16 protein-coding genes are annotated in these 17,060 nt (G+C 67.8%); 10 read left to right on the plus strand and 6 right to left on the minus strand.

The genetic code is table 11. The features are described from left to right. The first annotated feature begins 117 nt into the window (after window positions 1-117). From AUL34_RS20540 to AUL34_RS20560, 5 genes are all read left to right on the plus strand, one after another. On the plus strand, window positions 118-3,609 hold the full coding sequence (locus tag AUL34_RS20540; protein WP_061938251.1) for an indolepyruvate ferredoxin oxidoreductase family protein: 3,492 nt from the start codon (window positions 118-120) through the stop codon (window positions 3,607-3,609). Between the two features lie 188 nt (window positions 3,610-3,797). Next, entirely contained in the window at window positions 3,798-4,055 is a 258-nt protein-coding gene (locus AUL34_RS20545; RefSeq protein ID WP_061938254.1) for a hypothetical protein, read from the plus strand. Window positions 4,056-4,132: 77 nt separating this feature from the next. Beyond that, window positions 4,133-4,330, plus strand: a complete 198-nt coding sequence (locus AUL34_RS20550; RefSeq protein ID WP_061938257.1) for a hypothetical protein — start codon at window positions 4,133-4,135, stop codon at window positions 4,328-4,330. A gap of 87 nt (window positions 4,331-4,417) precedes the next feature. After that, window positions 4,418-5,752 (plus strand): O-antigen ligase, encoded by a 1,335-nt coding sequence (locus AUL34_RS20555; RefSeq protein WP_061938260.1) that lies wholly within the window; start codon window positions 4,418-4,420, stop codon window positions 5,750-5,752. 159 nt (window positions 5,753-5,911) lie between these two features. Then, on the plus strand, window positions 5,912-6,289 hold the full coding sequence (locus AUL34_RS20560) for a helix-turn-helix domain-containing protein (RefSeq protein ID WP_082653546.1): 378 nt from the start codon (window positions 5,912-5,914) through the stop codon (window positions 6,287-6,289). 22 nt (window positions 6,290-6,311) lie between these two features. On the opposite strand, the gene AUL34_RS20565 is transcribed toward AUL34_RS20560, so the two are convergent. Then, complete coding sequence (locus AUL34_RS20565) at window positions 6,312-7,475, minus strand: M20 aminoacylase family protein (RefSeq protein WP_061938267.1); 1,164 nt, start codon at window positions 7,473-7,475, stop codon at window positions 6,312-6,314. Window positions 7,476-7,826: 351 nt separating this feature from the next. Here AUL34_RS20565 and AUL34_RS20570 point away from each other — a divergent pair, with 351 nt between their 5' ends. Then, window positions 7,827-9,041 carry a D-alanyl-D-alanine carboxypeptidase family protein gene (locus AUL34_RS20570; RefSeq protein ID WP_082653547.1) on the plus strand — a complete coding sequence of 405 codons (1,215 nt, stop codon included), beginning with the start codon at window positions 7,827-7,829 and terminating at the stop codon, window positions 9,039-9,041. 17 nt (window positions 9,042-9,058) lie between these two features. Then, window positions 9,059-10,162, plus strand: coding sequence for a GTP-binding protein (locus tag AUL34_RS20575; RefSeq protein WP_061938389.1), 1,104 nt, complete (start codon window positions 9,059-9,061; stop codon window positions 10,160-10,162). On the opposite strand, the gene AUL34_RS20580 is transcribed toward AUL34_RS20575, so the two are convergent. Further along, window positions 10,159-10,446, minus strand: coding sequence for a sulfurtransferase TusA family protein (locus AUL34_RS20580; RefSeq protein ID WP_244492663.1), 288 nt, complete (start codon window positions 10,444-10,446; stop codon window positions 10,159-10,161). The two genes, AUL34_RS20575 and AUL34_RS20580, sit on opposite strands and share 4 nt — an antisense overlap. A gap of 26 nt (window positions 10,447-10,472) precedes the next feature. Between AUL34_RS20580 and AUL34_RS20585 the strand changes: the two genes are divergently transcribed. Further along, window positions 10,473-11,021: a DUF924 family protein gene (locus AUL34_RS20585; RefSeq protein WP_061938270.1), complete on the plus strand. Its 549-nt coding sequence runs from the start codon at window positions 10,473-10,475 to the stop codon at window positions 11,019-11,021. An 86-nt stretch (window positions 11,022-11,107) separates the two neighbouring features. Continuing rightward, window positions 11,108-12,394, plus strand: coding sequence for a GNAT family N-acetyltransferase (locus AUL34_RS20590; protein ID WP_061938273.1), 1,287 nt, complete (start codon window positions 11,108-11,110; stop codon window positions 12,392-12,394). Between the two features lie 9 nt (window positions 12,395-12,403). Here AUL34_RS20590 and AUL34_RS20595 read toward each other — a convergent pair whose 3' ends face one another. Beyond that, window positions 12,404-13,219 carry an N-acetylmuramic acid 6-phosphate etherase gene (locus AUL34_RS20595; protein ID WP_061938276.1) on the minus strand — a complete coding sequence of 272 codons (816 nt, stop codon included), beginning with the start codon at window positions 13,217-13,219 and terminating at the stop codon, window positions 12,404-12,406. Between the two features lie 464 nt (window positions 13,220-13,683). Here AUL34_RS20595 and AUL34_RS20600 point away from each other — a divergent pair, with 464 nt between their 5' ends. Further along, entirely contained in the window at window positions 13,684-14,718 is a 1,035-nt protein-coding gene (locus tag AUL34_RS20600; RefSeq protein WP_061938278.1) for a calcium-binding protein, read from the plus strand. A gap of 148 nt (window positions 14,719-14,866) precedes the next feature. Here the strand turns inward: AUL34_RS20600 and AUL34_RS22060 are convergent, their stop codons facing one another. From AUL34_RS22060 to AUL34_RS20610, 3 genes are all read right to left on the minus strand, one after another. Beyond that, window positions 14,867-15,457, minus strand: a complete 591-nt coding sequence (locus tag AUL34_RS22060; RefSeq protein WP_082653549.1) for a transglutaminase-like cysteine peptidase — start codon at window positions 15,455-15,457, stop codon at window positions 14,867-14,869. A gap of 143 nt (window positions 15,458-15,600) precedes the next feature. After that, on the minus strand, window positions 15,601-15,888 hold the full coding sequence (locus AUL34_RS22465) for a hypothetical protein (protein ID WP_156421040.1): 288 nt from the start codon (window positions 15,886-15,888) through the stop codon (window positions 15,601-15,603). 154 nt (window positions 15,889-16,042) lie between these two features. Further along, a complete protein-coding gene (locus tag AUL34_RS20610) occupies window positions 16,043-16,858 on the minus strand; it encodes a metallophosphoesterase family protein (protein ID WP_061938284.1) in 816 nt (271 codons plus the stop codon). Window positions 16,859-17,060 lie beyond the last annotated feature (202 nt).

A 17,060-nucleotide genomic window follows, 5' to 3' on the forward strand; every position in this document is an offset into this window, starting at 1 on the left:
AGACGCGGAAAAACGCGCCTGCCGCGTCGCAGCGTGCCGGTGCGCTGCACATGCCTTAGATCTCTTCGCAACGAGAGCGGGTAAGCCGCCGGTGGTGAAGCGGATCGGGAGGATCCCATGGGGCTCGCAGCGAAACTGAACCAGAAGTATCTGGCGACGCATGGCCGCGTCTTCATGAGCGGGACGCAGGCTCTGGTCCGGCTTCCCCTCGTCCAGATGCGCCGTGACCGCGAGGCGGGGCTCGAAACCGGCGCGTTCATCTCCGGCTACCGCGGCTCGCCGCTCGGCGCCTACGACCAGCAACTCGAGGCCAACCGCGACCTTCTTCTCGCGGAGGGCGTCCATTTCCAGCCGGGGATCAACGAGGATCTGGCGGCCACCGCGGTCTGGGGCTCGCAGCAGGTCGGCCTGTCTCCGGGCGCGCGAAAGCAGGGCGTCGTCGGTATCTGGTACGGAAAGGGCCCGGGCGTCGACCGCTCCGGCGATGTCTTCAAGCATGCCAACGCCGCCGGTTCGGCAGCGCTCGGAGGCGTTCTCGCCATCGCCGGCGACGATCACGGTGCCAAGTCGTCCACCGTCCCGCACCAGTCCGACCACGCCTTTATGGCGGCGGTCATGCCGATGCTCTATCCGTCGTCGATCCACGAGTTCGTTGAGTTCGGTCTGCTCGGCATCGCCATGTCGCGCTATTCCGGCTGCTGGGTCGGCATGAAGGTGATTGCCGACACCGTCGAGACCACGGCGTCGGTGGATCTTTCCAACGAAGGCCGCCGGTTCGCTATTCCCCACGATTTCGAGTTGCCCGCCGGCGGCCTGAACCTTCGCGTGCCCGACGATCGCTGGAGCCAGGACAACCGGCTCCAGACCTACAAGGCTTATGCCGCGATCGCCTTCGCGCGGGCCAATCGCGTCGATCGCGTCACGCTGGATACGCCGGACGCGCGCCTCGGGATCATCGCCTCGGGCAAGGCCTACGAGGATGTCCGGCAGGCGTTGCGCGAGCTGGGCGTCGACGAGGATACCGCGCATCGTGCCGGGCTCCGGCTCTACAAGGTCGGCATGCCCTGGCCGCTCGAGCCGGAGGGGGTGCGCGAGTTTTCCGTCGGCCTCGAGGAAATCCTCGTCGTCGAGGAACGCCGCGAGATCATCGAGAACCAGATCAAGCAGCAGCTGTTCAACTGGCGCGCCGACGTGCGGCCGCGCATCATCGGCAAGTTCGACCATCTCGACCGGCCGGTCCTGTCGCTGGCGAAGGAACTCACCGTCGCGACGGCGGCCGTCGTGATCGGCGAACGCATCCTCGCGATGAGCCATCTCGACGAGGAGCACCGGGCCTTCATCGAGGCGCGGGTTCGCCATTTCCGCCGGCGCGGTGAAGAGGCCGGACAGCTGGAGCCGCCAGTGGCGCGCACACCGTTCTATTGCTCCGGCTGTCCCCATAATTCCTCCACCAAGGTGCCGGAAGGCTCGCGCGGGCTCGCGGGGATCGGGTGCCATTTCATGGTCACCTGGATGGGGCGCCGGACGGAGACGTTCAGCCAGATGGGCGGCGAGGGCGTCGCCTGGGTCGGCGCCGCACCCTTCACGGACGAGCGCCATGTCTTCGTGAATCTCGGCGACGGCACCTATTTCCATTCCGGCCAGCTCGCGATCCGCCAGGCGGTCGCCGCGAACGTCAACGCGACCTACAAGATCCTCTACAACGACGCGGTCGCGATGACCGGCGGCCAGCATGTGGACGGGCCGCTGGACCCGGCCAAGATCACGCATCAGCTCCAGCGCGAAGGCGTCTCGCCGATCTGGCTCGTGTCGGAATTCCCGGAGCGCTACCACGCCTCGCAGCTCGCGCCGGGCACCGAAATCCACCACCGCGACGACGTCGAGGCGGCGATGCTGGCGCTTCGCGAGATGCCGGGCGTCTCCGCCATCGTCTACGACCAGACCTGCGCGGCCGAGAAGCGGCGCCGCCGCAAGCGCGGGCTCCTGCCCGATCCCGACCTGCGCATCGCGATCAATCCGGCGGTGTGCGAGGGCTGCGGCGACTGCTCGGTGCAGTCGAACTGCCTGTCGGTCGAGCCGCTGGAGACCGAGTGGGGCCGCAAGCGACACATCAACCAGTCGACCTGCAACAAGGACACCTCGTGCCTCAAGGGCTTCTGCCCGTCCTTCGTGACGCTGGAAGGTGCCAAGCCGAAGACGCGCAGCGCCCTTGCGGTTCCCGACCTTGCCGGCATTGCGGAGCCGGCGCTGCCGAGCCTCACCGAGCCCTGCAATATCGCCATCACCGGCGTCGGCGGCACGGGCGTCCTGACCATCGGCGCCGTGCTCGGCATGGCGGCCCATCTCGACGGCAACGCGCCGATGCTCCTTGACATGGCGGGCCTTGCCCAGAAGGGCGGGGCGGTGCTGAGCCACGTGCGCATCGGCCGCCGGGCAGAGGATGTCACGTGCCCGCGCATCGTTTCGGGCTCGGCCGACGTCCTCATCGCCGCCGACGACGTCGTCGCGACCTCCAAGGATGCTGCCGGTCTCCTCAGCCCCGAGCGCACCCGCGCCGTCGTCAACACCCACCTGACGCCGGTTGCCCAGTTCGTGCGCGATCCCGACTTCGACTTCCGGCGCACGCTGGTCGCCGGCACCATTCGCCGCTCGGTCGGCGAAGCGGCTGACTTCGTCAACTTCACCGATCTTGCCGAAACGGTGAGCGGCGACGCCATCGCGACCAACATCATGATGCTGGGCTATGCCTGGCAGAAGGGCCTGATTCCCGTCACGCTCGCGAGCCTCCGCCATGCGATCGAGATCAACGGCGTCGCCGTGAAGGCCAATCTCGACGCTTTCGCCTGGGGCCGGTTCGCCGCCGCACGCCCCGACGAGATGAAGGAGTATCTGAGGCCCTGCACGTCGGCGCGAGCGCTTGCCGATCTGTCGACCGAGGATCTGATCGAGCACCGGGCAGCCTTCCTCGCAAGCTACCAGGACGAGCGACTGGCCATGCGCTATCGTGCGCTCGTCGAGCGGGCACGCGTTGCCGATGGGCGAGCGGAGGCGCACGGGCGCATCGAACGGGCGGTGGCCGAGAACTACGCCAAGCTCCTTGCGGTCAAGGACGAGTACGAGGTGGCGCGGCTCCAGACCGATGGCGCCTTCGATCGCATGCTGGAGGAGGAGTTCGAGGGAACGAGACGCCGACTCTACCACTTCGCGCCGCCGTTCCTCGGTGGACTGGATGCCAACGGACGTCCGAAGAAGCGCACGTTCGGACCGTGGATCCTGCCGGTGCTGCGTGTCCTTGCCCGCATGCGACGTCTGCGCGGCACGCCGTTCGATCCGTTCGATCCGTTCGGCCGCTCGGCGGAGCGCCGCGCCGAGCGTCGGCTGATCGACGACTACGAGGCCGACTGCCGCACGCTGTTCTCGCGCGCACGGCTCGCCGATCGCGATGTCGCGGTGGAGCTTCTGTCACTGCCGGCGAGCATCCGCGGCTTCGGCCCGGTCAAGCACGAGGCCATGCGGAAGGCCGCGCGCCGACGCGACGAGCTTCTGGTCCTGATGGGGGACGGCGCGCGCGAGCCGGACCGGCAGGCGCTGCGCACGCCAGCGCAATAGGGCCGAGCCGAAAGCCGGGAGAGGCGCGCGCGGCACCATTCACCCCTGACGGTTCCGTGCTAGAGGCAGGGCAGCGCGACGACGCGCGAACGCGCGGGGAAGGCGGGGGCGCACCCCCGTTCCCGCGCGTTCGGGGGAACCACGAGGCATCCGACCTCGTCTTACCCCAGCCAACAGGAGACCGCAGCATGCTGACCGACGCCCAGACCGACGAAATCTCCGAGAAGATCTCGACCCTGTTCCAGGGCATGGAGCTCGATGACGTCGCCAACGTCCTGAAGATCCAGATCGCGATGCTGGTCACACAAGGGAGCGAGGACGCCGACGGCGCCATGGAGTTCCTCGACGAGATCTACGAGGACGTCGAGCAGATGGTCGAATCCTTCCCCTTCGGCGAGGAAGAGGACGAGGATGAGGACGAGGCGGCGGCCAAGCCCCAGAACTGATCCGACTCGTTTCGAGCCGGAACGGAAGCGTCAGGCCAGGCGTCTACTCCCGGAGAACGCTCGCAGGAGATACGCCGATGTCCAACATCGAAGAGATCCCCAACGGACCGGGACGCGATCCCGGTCCGCCCGACGGGCCGGTTCCCATGGGCGACCCGCCGCAGCCCATGGTCGATCCGGACGAGGTTCGAGAGCCCGCCGACGATCCGATGCCCATCGAACCGGACCCGGAAGAGGTCCATCGCGACCGTCCGGACGACATCGAGCGTGCCTGACGCTTGGCACGGGGTCCGATGACCCCGGCGGGGACGACAAGACGGCCTTAACCGGCCGTTCAGCGAGATGGCGGATGATCTTGCGCAATGCGCCCCCTGCCGCCTCCCCGTTCCGGATCATCCCGCAGGGTCGTCTTCGACGCGCCCTCCGAGGCGTTCCCGCTCGGCACGGAAGAGGTGCGGGCCGTCAAGGCGGCGCTGTCGGCGCTGATCCTGACGCTTCTTCTCGTCACCTTCGAGCCCTATCAGGCGGCCTTCGTCGGGCCTGCGGGCTCGGGCAACCTCGTCAACCAGCTCGGTTATGGCGGGCTCGGGCTCGTGGCGGTGCTGATCCATGTGAGCATCACACCGCGCGCCGTGGCAGCACGGCTGATGCGGCCGGCCTGGGTCCTGATGGCGCTCGTCCTCCTCCTGTCGTCCACCCAGTCGATCTGGCCCGATTCGTCCTTGCGCGCCGTGGTCTTCTCGCTCGCCGCCATGCTGGCGATGACGGGAGCGCTGTGCCTGGCGCCCGACGAGCGCGCGTTCCGCTTCGCGCTCACGGTGGCCGCGCTCGGTGTCCTCGGCCTGTCCTATGCGGGGATCGTCCTGATGCCGGCCGCCGCCATCCACAACGAGGCGCTGGAGGCGCAGAACATCGGCCTGTGGCGGGGCATCTACTCCCACAAGAACGTCGCGGGGCCGGTGATGGCGGTGCTGTGCTTCGCCGGGCTCTATCTCGTGCGCAGCGGGCAATGGGCGACCGGTATCGTGATCGCGCTTCTGTCGGCCTTCTTCGTCCTCAAGACCGGATCGAAGACGACGCTCGGCCTGATGCCGCTCGTCGCCATCCTGGTCTCCGCCGGCCGGGTCTTCGGGGGGCGGCGCCTTCCGGTGATCGTCCTCGCACTCGCGCTCGGCGGGGCGGGGCTGATGACGCTGGGAACCGTGCTGTCGCCGCTTCTCTACGATCTCCTGCAATGGGCGCTTCCGGGCACCACCTACACCGGCCGGCTGGACCTTTGGCGTTTCGCCATCCACGCCCTTGGGCCTCGTGAGTGGACGGGAGCCGGTTTCGAAGCGTTCTGGTCGACCCCGGCCGTGATGCAGGCCGAGCCGCCCTTCGGCTCGAGCTGGGACCCGCGCGGCATCGTCAACGCGCATAACGGCTATCTCGACCTGGCGATCGCACTCGGCTGGCCGGGCCTCGCCTTCGGGCTCGTGGTGCTGGTCGTCCTGCCGCTGCGCGACTTCGTGCGCATCGGCGCGCAAGGGGCGGCCGTGACACGGGTGGCGGACTTCTTCCTGATGGTGCTGGCGTTCACGCTCCTCAACGCGCTTCTGGAATCCTTTCTCTTCGCACGCGGCAATCCGGTCTGGATGACGACATGGCTGGCCGTGGCCGGTCTGCATATCCTGCCCAAGCGCGACGGCATGACGTGAAGGGTCGCCGGCCGGCTATCGAATTCACGCAGACGCAGATTGCGCGATAATGGTACGCATCGGAGTTGCGCGTCGGCGTGTCGCGCTTTACTGCTCAGACAATTTTTGAAGGGTTCGGGATGGACGCCTTGGCCGTCCGTCGTGCGACAGGTGTAATTCGTGACCACTGTGAAGACCGAGCGAGATCCGATCGACCTGCATGTGGGCGCTCGGCTGCGCCTCGTGCGGACGTCGCGGCGTCTGTCTCTGGAAGAACTCGGCCGACAGATCGGCGTGACATACCAGCAGATCCAGAAGTACGAGACCGGGAGCAACCGCATCAGCGCGGCAACGCTCTATCGCGTCTCGCAGTTCTTCGAGGTCAGCCCGACCTTCTTTTTCGAGGGGCTCACGGAGCAGGGCGGGCCGGACGAGGTCACCGCGCCGAGTTCCGAGGTCATCCAGTCCTCCCTAGCCCTCGGGCGCATTCCCGACGGCGAGATTCGCCACCGCCTGCGTCTTCTGATCGACGCCCTCGCGCCCACCCAGGACCCCTGACGGCAGAGCACCCCCCGGCGCATCAAGGCCCCAGCGCACGCTCCACGAGGCGCACCCAATAGGACGCTCCGAAGGGAATGGCCGCGTCGTCGAAATCGTAGCCGGGATTGTGGAGGCCGGCCGTCGCCCCGTTGCCGAGAAACACGAAGGCTCCCGGGCGCGCCTCCAGCATGTAGGAGAAGTCCTCGGCCGCCATCAGCGGTGGTGCGGCGGCATCGACCTCCGTCTTTCCGCAGACTTCGGCAGCGACGGCGGCGCAGAAAGCGGCTTCGCGCGCATCGTTCACCGTCACCGGATAGTTGCGCTTGTAGCTCACCGTCGCCGTGGCCCCGTGCGCCGACGCGATCCCATGGGCGATCGCGCCGATGCGCCGCTCCGCAAGGTCCTGGGACGCGGCCGTGAGGGATCGCACGGTGCCGGAAAGCTGCGCCTCGTCCGGGATGATGTTGCGCGCGAAGCCCGAATGGAAGCGTGTGACAGAGAGGACCAGCGAATCGAGCGGATCGACGTTGCGGGCGGCGATCTGCTGCAGGGCCTGCACCAGCGCGGCTCCCGCCAGGATCGGGTCGGCGCCCTCGTGCGGCAGGGCGGCGTGGCTTGCCCGTCCGCGGATCGTCACTTCGAACTCGTCGGTCGCGGCCATGATCGGACCGGGGCGCAGCGCGATCCGGCCGACGGCCAGGCCGGGCAGGTTGTGCATCCCATAGACCGCCTCGATGCCGAAGCGCTCCATCAGCCCGTCCTCGATCATCGCCAGCGCCCCCGCGCCGCCTTCTTCCGCGGGCTGGAACACAAGCGCGACGCGGCCCCGGAAGGCTCGCGTCTCGCAGAGATGCCGCGCCGCGCCAAGCAGCATCGCCATGTGCCCGTCGTGCCCGCAGGCATGCATCATTCCCGAACGCGTCGAGGCGTAGGGCCGCCCGGTCTCCTCCGTGATCGGCAGGGCGTCCATGTCGGCGCGAAGCGCGATCGTGCGCCCGTCGCCGGCCCGGCCCTCGATGAGCCCGACGACGCCCGTCCTGCCCAGGCCGGTGACGACCTCGTCGCAGCCGAAGGCCCGCAGCTTGCCCGCCACGAACGCGGCGGTGTCCGGCAGGTCGTAGAGGATCTCGGGCATCGCGTGCAGAGCCTGCCGCCATGCGGCGATGTCGGCAACGCGCGTTGCGATCTCGGGAACGAGGGGCATCGATGTCTTCCGGTCGAGAGGCTGTCGGGCACCTGGAACAGGTGTTGTGCCGCGTCGGCGACGTTCAGGCGAGTGGGCGGTGTGGCTCAACCCGAGGCTGCGGGCTGAAGGGGACTTCGTGCCGGAGCGTGTTGCCGTTCCCGCCGATAGGCCCGCTGTCGACGGTGTCCGGCTTCGCCCGGCAGAGGGATCCGGTCAGCACGATGTTTCATCAAGATTCATAACCGCTCCCGGTGCCATCAAAAGGCGGAAATCGCCTGTTTCAAGGGACGCCTGAATCACCTTGCCATGATATGAACGCGGGTGCGAAGAGAACGCAAAGCGTCTTCGCGCGTCCGCGAGAAGGGTCCCATGACAATCATCCGCCGGCTCACGTTGATCCGCGCGCTTTCGGCGCTCCTGGTTCTGGCCGGCACGGGCATCGCGGCGGGACCGGCGCTGGCTGCCAACACGATCGTGGTGGACGTGGCGACGGGCAAGGTCCTGTCCGAAAGCAATGCCACCCAGCGCTGGTATCCCGCCTCGACCACCAAGCTGATGACCACCTATGTGGCGCTGAAGGCGCTGCAGACGGGAGAGGTCTCCGCCGACTTGCCCGTCGTGATGTCGCGTGCGGCCGCCGCGGAGCCGCCCTCCAAGATGGCCTACCCCGCGGGTTCGGTCATGCGGCTCGACGTGGCGTTGCGCATGATGCTGGTGAAGTCGGCCAACGACGTCGCCTTCGCCATCGGCCAGACCCTCGGCAAGGGATCGTTGGAAGCCTTCGTCGACCGGATGAACGCCGAAGCCGCAGCACTCGGCATGCGTGACAGCCACTTCGTCAACGCGAACGGACTTCCCGCGCCCGGCCAGTATTCCAGCGCCAAGGATCTGGCGATCCTCGCCGTCGCGCTGCGCAAGGAGTTCCCCGCCTTCAGCGACTACTTCTCCACCGAGGCCATCGCCGTCGGCAAGGGGACGATGAAGAACCACAACGGGCTGCTCGGTCGCTACAACGGCGCCGACGGCATGAAGACCGGCTATATCTGCGCCTCCGGCTTCAACCTCGTGGCATCGGCCACGCGCGACAACCGGACTCTCGTCGCCGTGGTGCTGGGCGCCGAGGGGCCGATCGTGCGCGAGCGCACCGCCGCCGAGATCCTCGAAAACGGCTTCAACACCAATCCGCGCTCGATCCGCGACACGGTGGCCGATCTTCCCGTCTCCAGCGGCCCGCCCGCCGACATCAGCGCCGCCATATGCTCGCCGGCCGGTCGCACCGCCCGGGCCAACGAGCGGCAGGAAGAGGACAAGCGCGAGGATACGTTCGGCTCGCCCTACATGACCGATCTCCAGCGCACGGCCGTCGCCGTACCGGTGGACCTCGGCGGCGCCGCCGGCGCACCGGGCATCGAGGCCGGCACGCGCCTGATCGCGGCCTACGGCATCCCCGTGCCGACCTGGCGACCGGCGCGTCCGGGCGAGCCGGGCTTCGACGGCGAACTGCCGGTGGGCGGCGCATCGGGCGAAGAGCATCCCGCCTCGCCCGCACCGGCAGCCGAAACCGCGGCGGCCGGCGGCGAATGAGGAGAGAAGCTGCGGGCATCGCGGGACCGGTGCCCGTCACCGTGCTGACCGGGTTCCTTGGTAGCGGCAAGACCACGCTCCTCAACCGCCTTCTGCGCGATCCCGCCCTCCGGGACACCGTCGTCATCGTCAACGAGTTCGGCGCGGTCGGGCTCGATCATCTTCTCGTCGAAAGCTCGGGCGAGGGGATCGTCGAACTCGCGGACGGCTGCATCTGCTGCACGGTGCGCGGCGACCTCGTCGATACGCTCGCCGACCTCGTGGACCGCGTCCAGACGGCGCGGCTCGCCCCGATGCGCCGCGTGGTGATCGAGACCACCGGGCTCGCCGATCCGACCCCGATCCTCGCCTCGCTGATGGGCCATCCCGTGCTGGTCCAGCACTTCGCGCTCGACGGCGTCGTGACGCTGATCGACGCGCAGAGCGGGACTGAAAGCTTGGCGGAGCGTCCCGAGGTGCGCCGGCAAGTCGCCTCCGCCGACCGCCTGGTCCTGACCAAGACGGATCTTGCGCCGGACACGGCCGCGTTGGTCCATTCGCTGCGCCATCTCAACGCGCGCGCGCCGCTGGTTGCGGTGGCGGATGTGGGACCCGCCGAGCTCTTCGGTTGCGGCCTCGTCGACCCCGCCACCCGGCGCGCCGACATCGGGCGCTGGCTGGGCGAGGAAGCCGGGGAGGATCACGGCGTCTGCGACGATCCGCATTGCGGCCACGACCATGCGCATGGGTCCCACCATGGCGTGCACGCGGGGATTCGCTCCCTGTCGCTCACCCACGACGCGCCGATGACGCGCTCGGACGCCGAGGGCTTCCTGGATCTTCTCCTGATGCGCTTCGGGGCAGGGCTCCTGCGCCTGAAGGCCGTCGTGTGGACGCAGGAGGAGCCCGGCCGGCCGCTCGTTCTTCACGGGGTGCGGACCTATCTCCATCCGCCCGTGCACCTCCCCGCCTGGCCTCCCGGGGAGACACCCCGCACCGCCTTCGTGCTGATCGGCGAGGGGTTGGACGAGCGGGTGGCGCGCGATCTCTTCGCCGCCTTTGCTCGCGCGCCCCGTATCGACGCGCCTGATCGCGCGGCGCTCGTCGACAATCCCCTCAGCCTGTCGTCGCGCGGGTTCTAGCGCAAGCTTTGCGCGCGGCGGATGCGAAAGCGCCAGCCGCCGTCCGGCAGGTCCTCGACCGCTCGCAGTTCATGGCCGCTCTCGCGGCAGAGATGGGCGATGTCGAGCCGCGCGAGCGGATCGTCGGCCAGCACCAGCAACTCGGCGCCCGGCTCGCATCGCCCCAGCGCCTTTTCGGTCCTGAGAGCCGGCAGCGGGCATTTCAGGCCGCGCAGATCGAGCGCTCGGCCGTCTGCACGCCCTTTTGCGTCCTCGTCGCGTATCCTATCTTTCGGCTCGACCACGTCCCTCTCCATTGCCGAACGGTTCCATGAGCGAATACTCGATCGATCCCCAGACCATCGTCGACTTCTGGCGCGATCTCGGCCCGGAGCGTTGGTTCGTCAAGGACGACGAACTCGACGAGACCATCACCCAGCGCTTCCGGGACGTTTACGAGCGGGCGGCGCAGGGCGAGTTCGACGACTGGGCGCAGGAGCCGAACGGTGCACTGGCGCTCGTGATCCTGCTCGACCAGTTTCCGCGCAACATGTTCCGTGGCACCGCCCAAGCCTTCGCGACCGACGAAAAGGCGCTGGACATCGCCAAGGCCGCCCTGCAGCGGGGCGACCAGTGGCATGTCGGCGAGGACGTGAACCAGTTCTTGGCCATGCCGCTGATGCATTCGGAAGACCTTGCCGACCAGGAGGACTGCGTGCGCTGGATGGGGGAGATCGGCGAGGAGAACGTGCCCTTCGCCGTCGAGCATCGCGACATCGTCGCCCGCTTCGGTCGCTTCCCCCACCGCAACGCGATCCTGGGACGCGCGACGACGGCGGACGAGACGACCTTCCTCGACGGCGGCGGCTTCGCCGGCTGATCGCCGCGCCGCACACAAACCTTTAAGCCCCATCCAATAGCCTATGGAGGACCCAGAAAGACCGACAGCATTTCGAGGCGTAGAGCGTGGCGAACCCGACCCTGACGAAGGCGCGAGAGGGTTCGGTCGAGCCCGTCGGCGAAAGGCCCTTGCTGCAAGAGGTCGACGCCCCGGCGCTGGATGGCTTTGCCGGCATGGAAGCGGGCGCCGACATTCGGCGCGTCGCGATCTACGATCCGCACGCCGTATTCGGCCTCGTGGACGAACTCGAGCATCTCGGTGCACGGGCCCTGGAGCCCAACGTCTTTTTCACTCCACGCTTTCTCGCCCCCGCCATGCCGCGCCTCGACGAGCGCCACGTGCGCCTCATGGTGGCGCGCGACGAGGACGACCGGCGGAGCCGCCTGCGCTTCCTGATGCCGTTTACGGTGGAGCGTCTGGAGCGCCCGTCCCGCCGGACGGCGGTGCGGGCGTGGACCCACCCCTTCGGCCCGCTCGGCAGTCTGCTGCTCGACCAGGACGATCCCGCCGGGACCGCGCGCAGCCTCTTCGAGGCGTTGCGCGCGCCGGAGCACGGCCTCCCCCCGCTCCTTGTCCTGCCCGATCTTCCCTTTGGCGGCGACCTCGCCAAGGTCTTCACGCAGACCGCGCGAGCGGCCGGAATGCCGCTCGCCTGGGCGGACCGGTCGAGCCGCGCGTTTCTGGACGCCGGGGATCGCGATCCCGACGAGGCGCTCGCCAAGGCCCTCGGGCCGGCGACGTTTCGCGACCATCGGCGCCGGCTGCGGCAGCTTTCCGAGCGCGGCCCGCTCGCCTTCGAATGCGCGCGTTCGCCCGGCGACGTGCGCCAAGCGCTAGAGGACTTCCTCCATCTCGAAGCCTCGGGCTGGAAAGGCCAGCGGCGCAGCGCGCTCCTCCTAGACCGCTACCGCGCCGCCTTCGCGCGCGAGGCGGTGAACGGTCTTGCCGAGCGCGACCTGGCGCGCGTCTATACCCTGCGTGCGGGAGGCGAGGCCGCCGCCAGTCTCGTCGTGCTTCATTCGCAGGGGCATGCCGTCGCCTGGAAGACCGCGTACGACGAACGTTTGCGACGCTACGGCCCGGGCGCCCTCGTGGCCGCGCTCGCCACGCGGGCGCTGATCGCCGATCCCGACATCGGCACCGTCGATTCCTGCGCCGTGCCCGACCACCGCGTGATGAACCGGCTATGGCGCGGTCGGATCGCCATCGGCACCCTGGTGATTGGGCTCGACGACCGGCGAGGCGAGGATGTCGCCGATGCTGTCGCCGCGATCGAGGGCGCGCGTCGCCGCCTCAACCGCCGGCGGATCTGGCGCGAGCGTCTGCGCGGCCTCTGGCCGGCGCGCGCCTGAAGCGAACCTTCAAAGCTTCCCTTCCACCATTAGGATTGCCTCGCGGATCGAGCCGCCGGACGCCTGGAGCGCCGCATCCGCCTGTGCCTCCGAACAGCCAGTCACTTCGCGAACGATGCGACCGGCGCGGGCCCTCAGCTTGGCGTTGGTCGGACGCATGTCCACCATGCGGCCGCGGAACACCTTGCCGAGACGGATCATCAGGAGCGTGGAGAAGAGGTTGAGCGCCGCCTTTTGGGCGGTGCCGGCGGCAAGGCGCGTCGATCCGGCGACGACCTCGGACCCGGTGCGCAGAAGGATCGCGTGCTCGCACGCGTCCAGAAGCGGCGAGCCGGGATTGTTGGCGAAACCAACGGTGAGGGCGCCTGCCTCACGTGCCGCTTCGCCCGCGGCGATCGTGAACGGCGTACGCCCGCTGGCGGCGAGCGCCAGACAGACGTCGGCCGGAGACGGATCGATCGCCAGCATGGCCGCACGGCCGGCCTCCGCATCGTCCTCGGCGCCCTCCCGCGCACGCCCGAGGCTCGCCTCGCCGCCAGCCAGGATGACGTGGCGCCGTCCGTCCGGCCAGTCGAAGGTCGGCCCGAGCTCCACTGCATCCAGCAGTCCGATCCGCCCGGACGTGCCTGCCCCGCAATAGATCAGGCGCCCTTGCGCGCCGAGCCGGTCGGCCGCGTCCGCGACCGCCCGCTCGATCGCGGGCAGGGCCGCCTCGACCGCGTCCAGCGATCGGCGCTGACCGGCGAGAAGCACGTCGAGGATCGCGGCCGGTGTCCGGCTTTCCAGATCGCGCAAGGTCTCGTCCGCCCGCTCGGTTTCCTCCATCTCGTGCTTCCCCGATGCCCAGACTTCATGTCGCGGAAGAACGTCAAAGGCGGCGAACGGTTCGAGCCGACGATGGGGCCGTCGGCGGACGGACGGGGAGAGTTCGCAGGCCGGGCCTCCTTCGATGCCAGGCGACCGCGGACCGGCCCGTTTGGGCCCACTGGGAACGCGATGGCCCTGTCCTGCAACGCCAACGGTGCGCGGGTGGTCTTGAGGCCGAAGACTTGGCGTTCCTGGCAACGGCCTCGCCGCTTTCGGCCCCGCGGCGGCCCTTGCTGCGCCGTTGCCTTGGTTCCGAGCATCAATTCGGCAAGGGGCGGCCGGCGAACGATCGGCGGCCCCCTTTCCTTTGACGAGACCTTTCGTATCTGCCCTGCAGCGGTTAGTAATAATTTGCTAACCTATATTGTTTGTAACGCAGCGGCGTGCATATGGTGCTGCCGATGCGTCACCTTGGAGATCCCATGATCTACGATCGCTCTACCGAAACCCTTTCCGGCCTCCAGCTTCTCGGCGAAGGCGACAACCGCCTGATCGCCGGCGGCTACGTCGGCGCTGCCGTCGTCGGCAACAGCGGCAACGACACGTTCGAGACCGCCAGCACCGGCGGCACCTATGCCTATTCCCAGTTCTTCGGTGGTGCGGGCGACGACCGCCTCATCATCAAGGACATCGACACCGTCGCGCAGGGCGTGAACTTCATCGGCGGCGCGGGTATCGACACCCTCGAGCTGACGGCCGGCTCGCGGATCACGATGACGAACGACGCGTTCGGCACCACGATCTCCTACGGCCAAACCGGCGGCACCATTTCCGTTACGGAAGTCGAGCGCTACATCATCAAGGGCAGCGCCGATGCGGACGCTCTCGCTGGTAGCGCGGGCGACGACTGGCTTGACGGCAAGGGCGGCCTCGACACGTTCCAGGGCTCGGCCGGCAACGACGGCTACGTGTTCGACACGGTCGGAGAGCGCGTTGTCGGCGAGACGGCGAACGGCGGCATCGACACGATCTGGGCCACCATCTCGGTGGACCTGCGCGACAACGCCAATGTCGAGAACCTTCGTCTGCAGGGCGGCAACATCAATGGCACCGGCAACGAGCTGAACAACCTCATCACCGGCTCGACGGGCAACAACGTCATCGCCGGCGGCGCTGGCAACGACCAGCTCTGGGGCAAGGGCGGTGCCGACACGTTCGTCTTCGCCGAGTTCGGCTCGGCCAACCGCGACACGATCTTCGACTTCGATGCCGACGACAAGATCCAGCTGGACTCCTCGGTGTTCTCGGGCCTCACGTCCGACGGCGGCGTGCTCGCGATGACCGACTTCGTGATCGGCACCAAGGCGACGGCCAATCACGCGCAGGTGCTCTACAACTCCAACACCGGCGTCCTGTCCTACGACGCGGACGGCACCGGCGGCGGCGCCGCGCAGGAGATCGCCTCGATCGGCAAGAAGCTCGGCTTCTTCGACCACACGGACATCCTGCTCGCCTGATCAGGCTGGCCTGTCCGCTATAGGGAGACCGTCGGCCCATCGGGTCGGCGGTCTTTTTCGTTCAAGGCGAGCGCACCGGGATGGAAAGCGCGCTCCATCCGCTCCGCGCAGGTGCTCGATGATCGCGTGTCGCCGCGCGAGGTGCACGTCAGGCGAGACGGTGCCACAGACGTGGGTCTTCCGACGATGCGATCTTCAGAAACGTCAGGTCGGTCTGGTGCCAGAGCAGGATGCGGTCGAGACGGTTGTCCAGGACGAAATCGCCGGACGGCGTGCTGACGACCAGAACGGCATGGCCTTCGCCCGATGCGGTCGTCGCCACGGCCATGCGCAGCGCGGAGGCCGGCAGCCCCATCTTCAGAAGCCGTTCGCGCTTCGTCAGCGCGAATTCCTCGCAGTCTCCCGCCGCAACGTTCGCCTGCCAGATGTCCCCGCCCTTGTCATTGACGGGGCGGATGCTCCGATTGACGCTCCGGTTGATCTCGGTAACCAGGTCCCGCACGTTCGGCGTCCATTCCATCGTCTCGCGCCCACTCACCCGGCAGGCCTGCGGGCTCGCGACGCAATAGCGGATGAAGGCGAAGGGAGCCCGCGTGTTGATGCCCTCCTGCAGTCTCGGGTGGGGCGAGGCGCGTTCCTGCCTCAGAGGTGCGAGGCTTCCTGCGTCTGCATGAGTAAGCAACGCGCCGCTCACGAGGACGGTCGATAGAATTCTCGATAAAATGTCTCGGAGTGCCATGCCACGTCTCCAATGCGCTGATTGGCACCAGAAGACATGACGAGTTCGGATATCCCGTTTAGGGACTTATTCGATTTTTAAGAGACCGAAACTTACCGGCGAAAAGAACGAAACTTCTCCCGGTGGTTCGAAGCCATTTCCATCTACTGTGTGACGACTGTATTTTTATTAGAATTCTTTGTATTGGCTGGACGTGAAGGTTGGCTCGGTTGGCGAAGCCGCTGAACCCGATCCTGGCTACGCTGACGCAGGCGCTGCAGCTGATCGAGCTCCCGGGCGTTGCGTGAACCATGGCGCAGCACCGAATCGTCGAGGCGTCGCTCCTGGCGCAGACGTTCCCCTTGGGAACGCGAACCGCCGACGGGCTGCTGAGCCTGCGCATCGCCAACGAACAGGCATGTGCCAAGAGCGAGGAAAAAAACCTTCATCATCCGCCTCTCCATCGCTTCCCCCGATCGGAACCTTGCCGCCAACCGGGGGAGCGCAGTCTAACGCATCGGCTGCCTGAAGCCGATACCGGCCAGTGGGATGGGGGTAGCGCCCGTCCGGGAGCGAACGGCAAAACGCCGTCACGCATGCGGCTGTTCAGCGGTCGTCGAGGAACGCCATCGTGCCCGCCATCAGACGAACAGCCGTCAGTTGCCCCCCCATATAGGCACCCGTATCCACTCCGACGCGTCCGCGCGTTGCGACAGGCACGTTGCCGGGCGTGTGGCCATGGATCACGAGCCGTCCGTCCTCGCCGGCGCCGTGCGTCAGGAACGGCTCACGAATCCAGAGGAGATCCTGGTCCTGTTGCTCAGTGAGGGGAACACCGGGCCGAAGCCCAGCATGGACGAAGATGTAGGACGGCGTCGACAGAACGGAGGGAAGCTGGCGGAGAAAGGCAATGTGCCGCTTCGGGATCGCTTCCAGGATCTCGGCCATCCGGTTCCCGCCACCGGCCCGGCGGTGCCGCGTCATGTAGGCGAGATCGTAGCCGTAGGACAGGAGCGTGCGCTCACCTCCGAGGCGCAGCCAGTCGTCCAGCGAACGACGTCCGTCCACGAGGTCGATCAGCGCTTCCTCGTGGTTGCCGCACAGGCAGACCCTGCTGAAACCGGCCGGAGGCGGCGCCATGAGGTGTTCCAGCACCGCCGACGAGTCCGGTCCGCGATCGATATAGTCGCCGAGGTAGACGAGGAGCTTCGAGCTCTCGATCACGGCGGCATCGGCGACGATCGCCTGCTCCAGACGTCGCAGCTTGTCGATGCAACCGTGGATATCGCCGATGGCGTAGGCGCATCGCGGATCGACGCCGATGTCGAACTTTCGTCGCGGCGCTCTGGGGCTCGGGGGGGCGACCGGAGCGGGCCGCGAAAGAAAGCGCTTCAGCATCTTCGGAATGGTGCTGAAACCCATGCCTGGCGCGATCCTCAACGAGACGAGAATGGAGGAAATGGCCCGTCGGCGTGGACGGTTTCACGAATACCGGGCGCGAAAGGCGACGGAGGGCCTGACGTCCCGGACCCCGAAACACGTATCACGGAATGTCCCGTTCCGCTGCCACCATCGACCGCTTCGATCGCGACGTCTTGACGATCGGCCATTCGCCGCCCGGGGT

This window comes from Aureimonas sp. AU22 (assembly GCF_001463745.1).
In the GTDB taxonomy this organism is placed as follows: Bacteria; Pseudomonadota; Alphaproteobacteria; order Rhizobiales; family Rhizobiaceae; genus Aureimonas.

Bases quoted from the DNA above. Each gene is read 5' to 3' on its own strand.
- AUL34_RS20565 (WP_061938267.1), bottom strand. From the start codon at position 7,475: ATGCCCCTCGTTCCCGAGATCGCAACGCGCGTTGCCGACATCGCCGCA.
- AUL34_RS20600 (WP_061938278.1), top strand. From the start codon at position 13,684: ATGATCTACGATCGCTCTACCGAAACCCTTTCCGGCCTCCAGCTTCTC.
- AUL34_RS20550 (WP_061938257.1), top strand. From the start codon at position 4,133: ATGTCCAACATCGAAGAGATCCCCAACGGACCGGGACGCGATCCCGGT.
- AUL34_RS20555 (WP_061938260.1), top strand. From the start codon at position 4,418: ATGCGCCCCCTGCCGCCTCCCCGTTCCGGATCATCCCGCAGGGTCGTC.
- AUL34_RS20595 (WP_061938276.1), bottom strand. From the start codon at position 13,219: ATGGAGGAAACCGAGCGGGCGGACGAGACCTTGCGCGATCTGGAAAGC.
- AUL34_RS20585 (WP_061938270.1), top strand. From the start codon at position 10,473: ATGAGCGAATACTCGATCGATCCCCAGACCATCGTCGACTTCTGGCGC.
- AUL34_RS22060 (WP_082653549.1), bottom strand. From the start codon at position 15,457: ATGGCACTCCGAGACATTTTATCGAGAATTCTATCGACCGTCCTCGTG.
- AUL34_RS20540 (WP_061938251.1), top strand. From the start codon at position 118: ATGGGGCTCGCAGCGAAACTGAACCAGAAGTATCTGGCGACGCATGGC.
- AUL34_RS20570 (WP_082653547.1), top strand. From the start codon at position 7,827: ATGACAATCATCCGCCGGCTCACGTTGATCCGCGCGCTTTCGGCGCTC.
- AUL34_RS22465 (WP_156421040.1), bottom strand. From the start codon at position 15,888: ATGATGAAGGTTTTTTTCCTCGCTCTTGGCACATGCCTGTTCGTTGGC.
- AUL34_RS20545 (WP_061938254.1), top strand. From the start codon at position 3,798: ATGCTGACCGACGCCCAGACCGACGAAATCTCCGAGAAGATCTCGACC.
- AUL34_RS20610 (WP_061938284.1), bottom strand. From the start codon at position 16,858: ATGGGTTTCAGCACCATTCCGAAGATGCTGAAGCGCTTTCTTTCGCGG.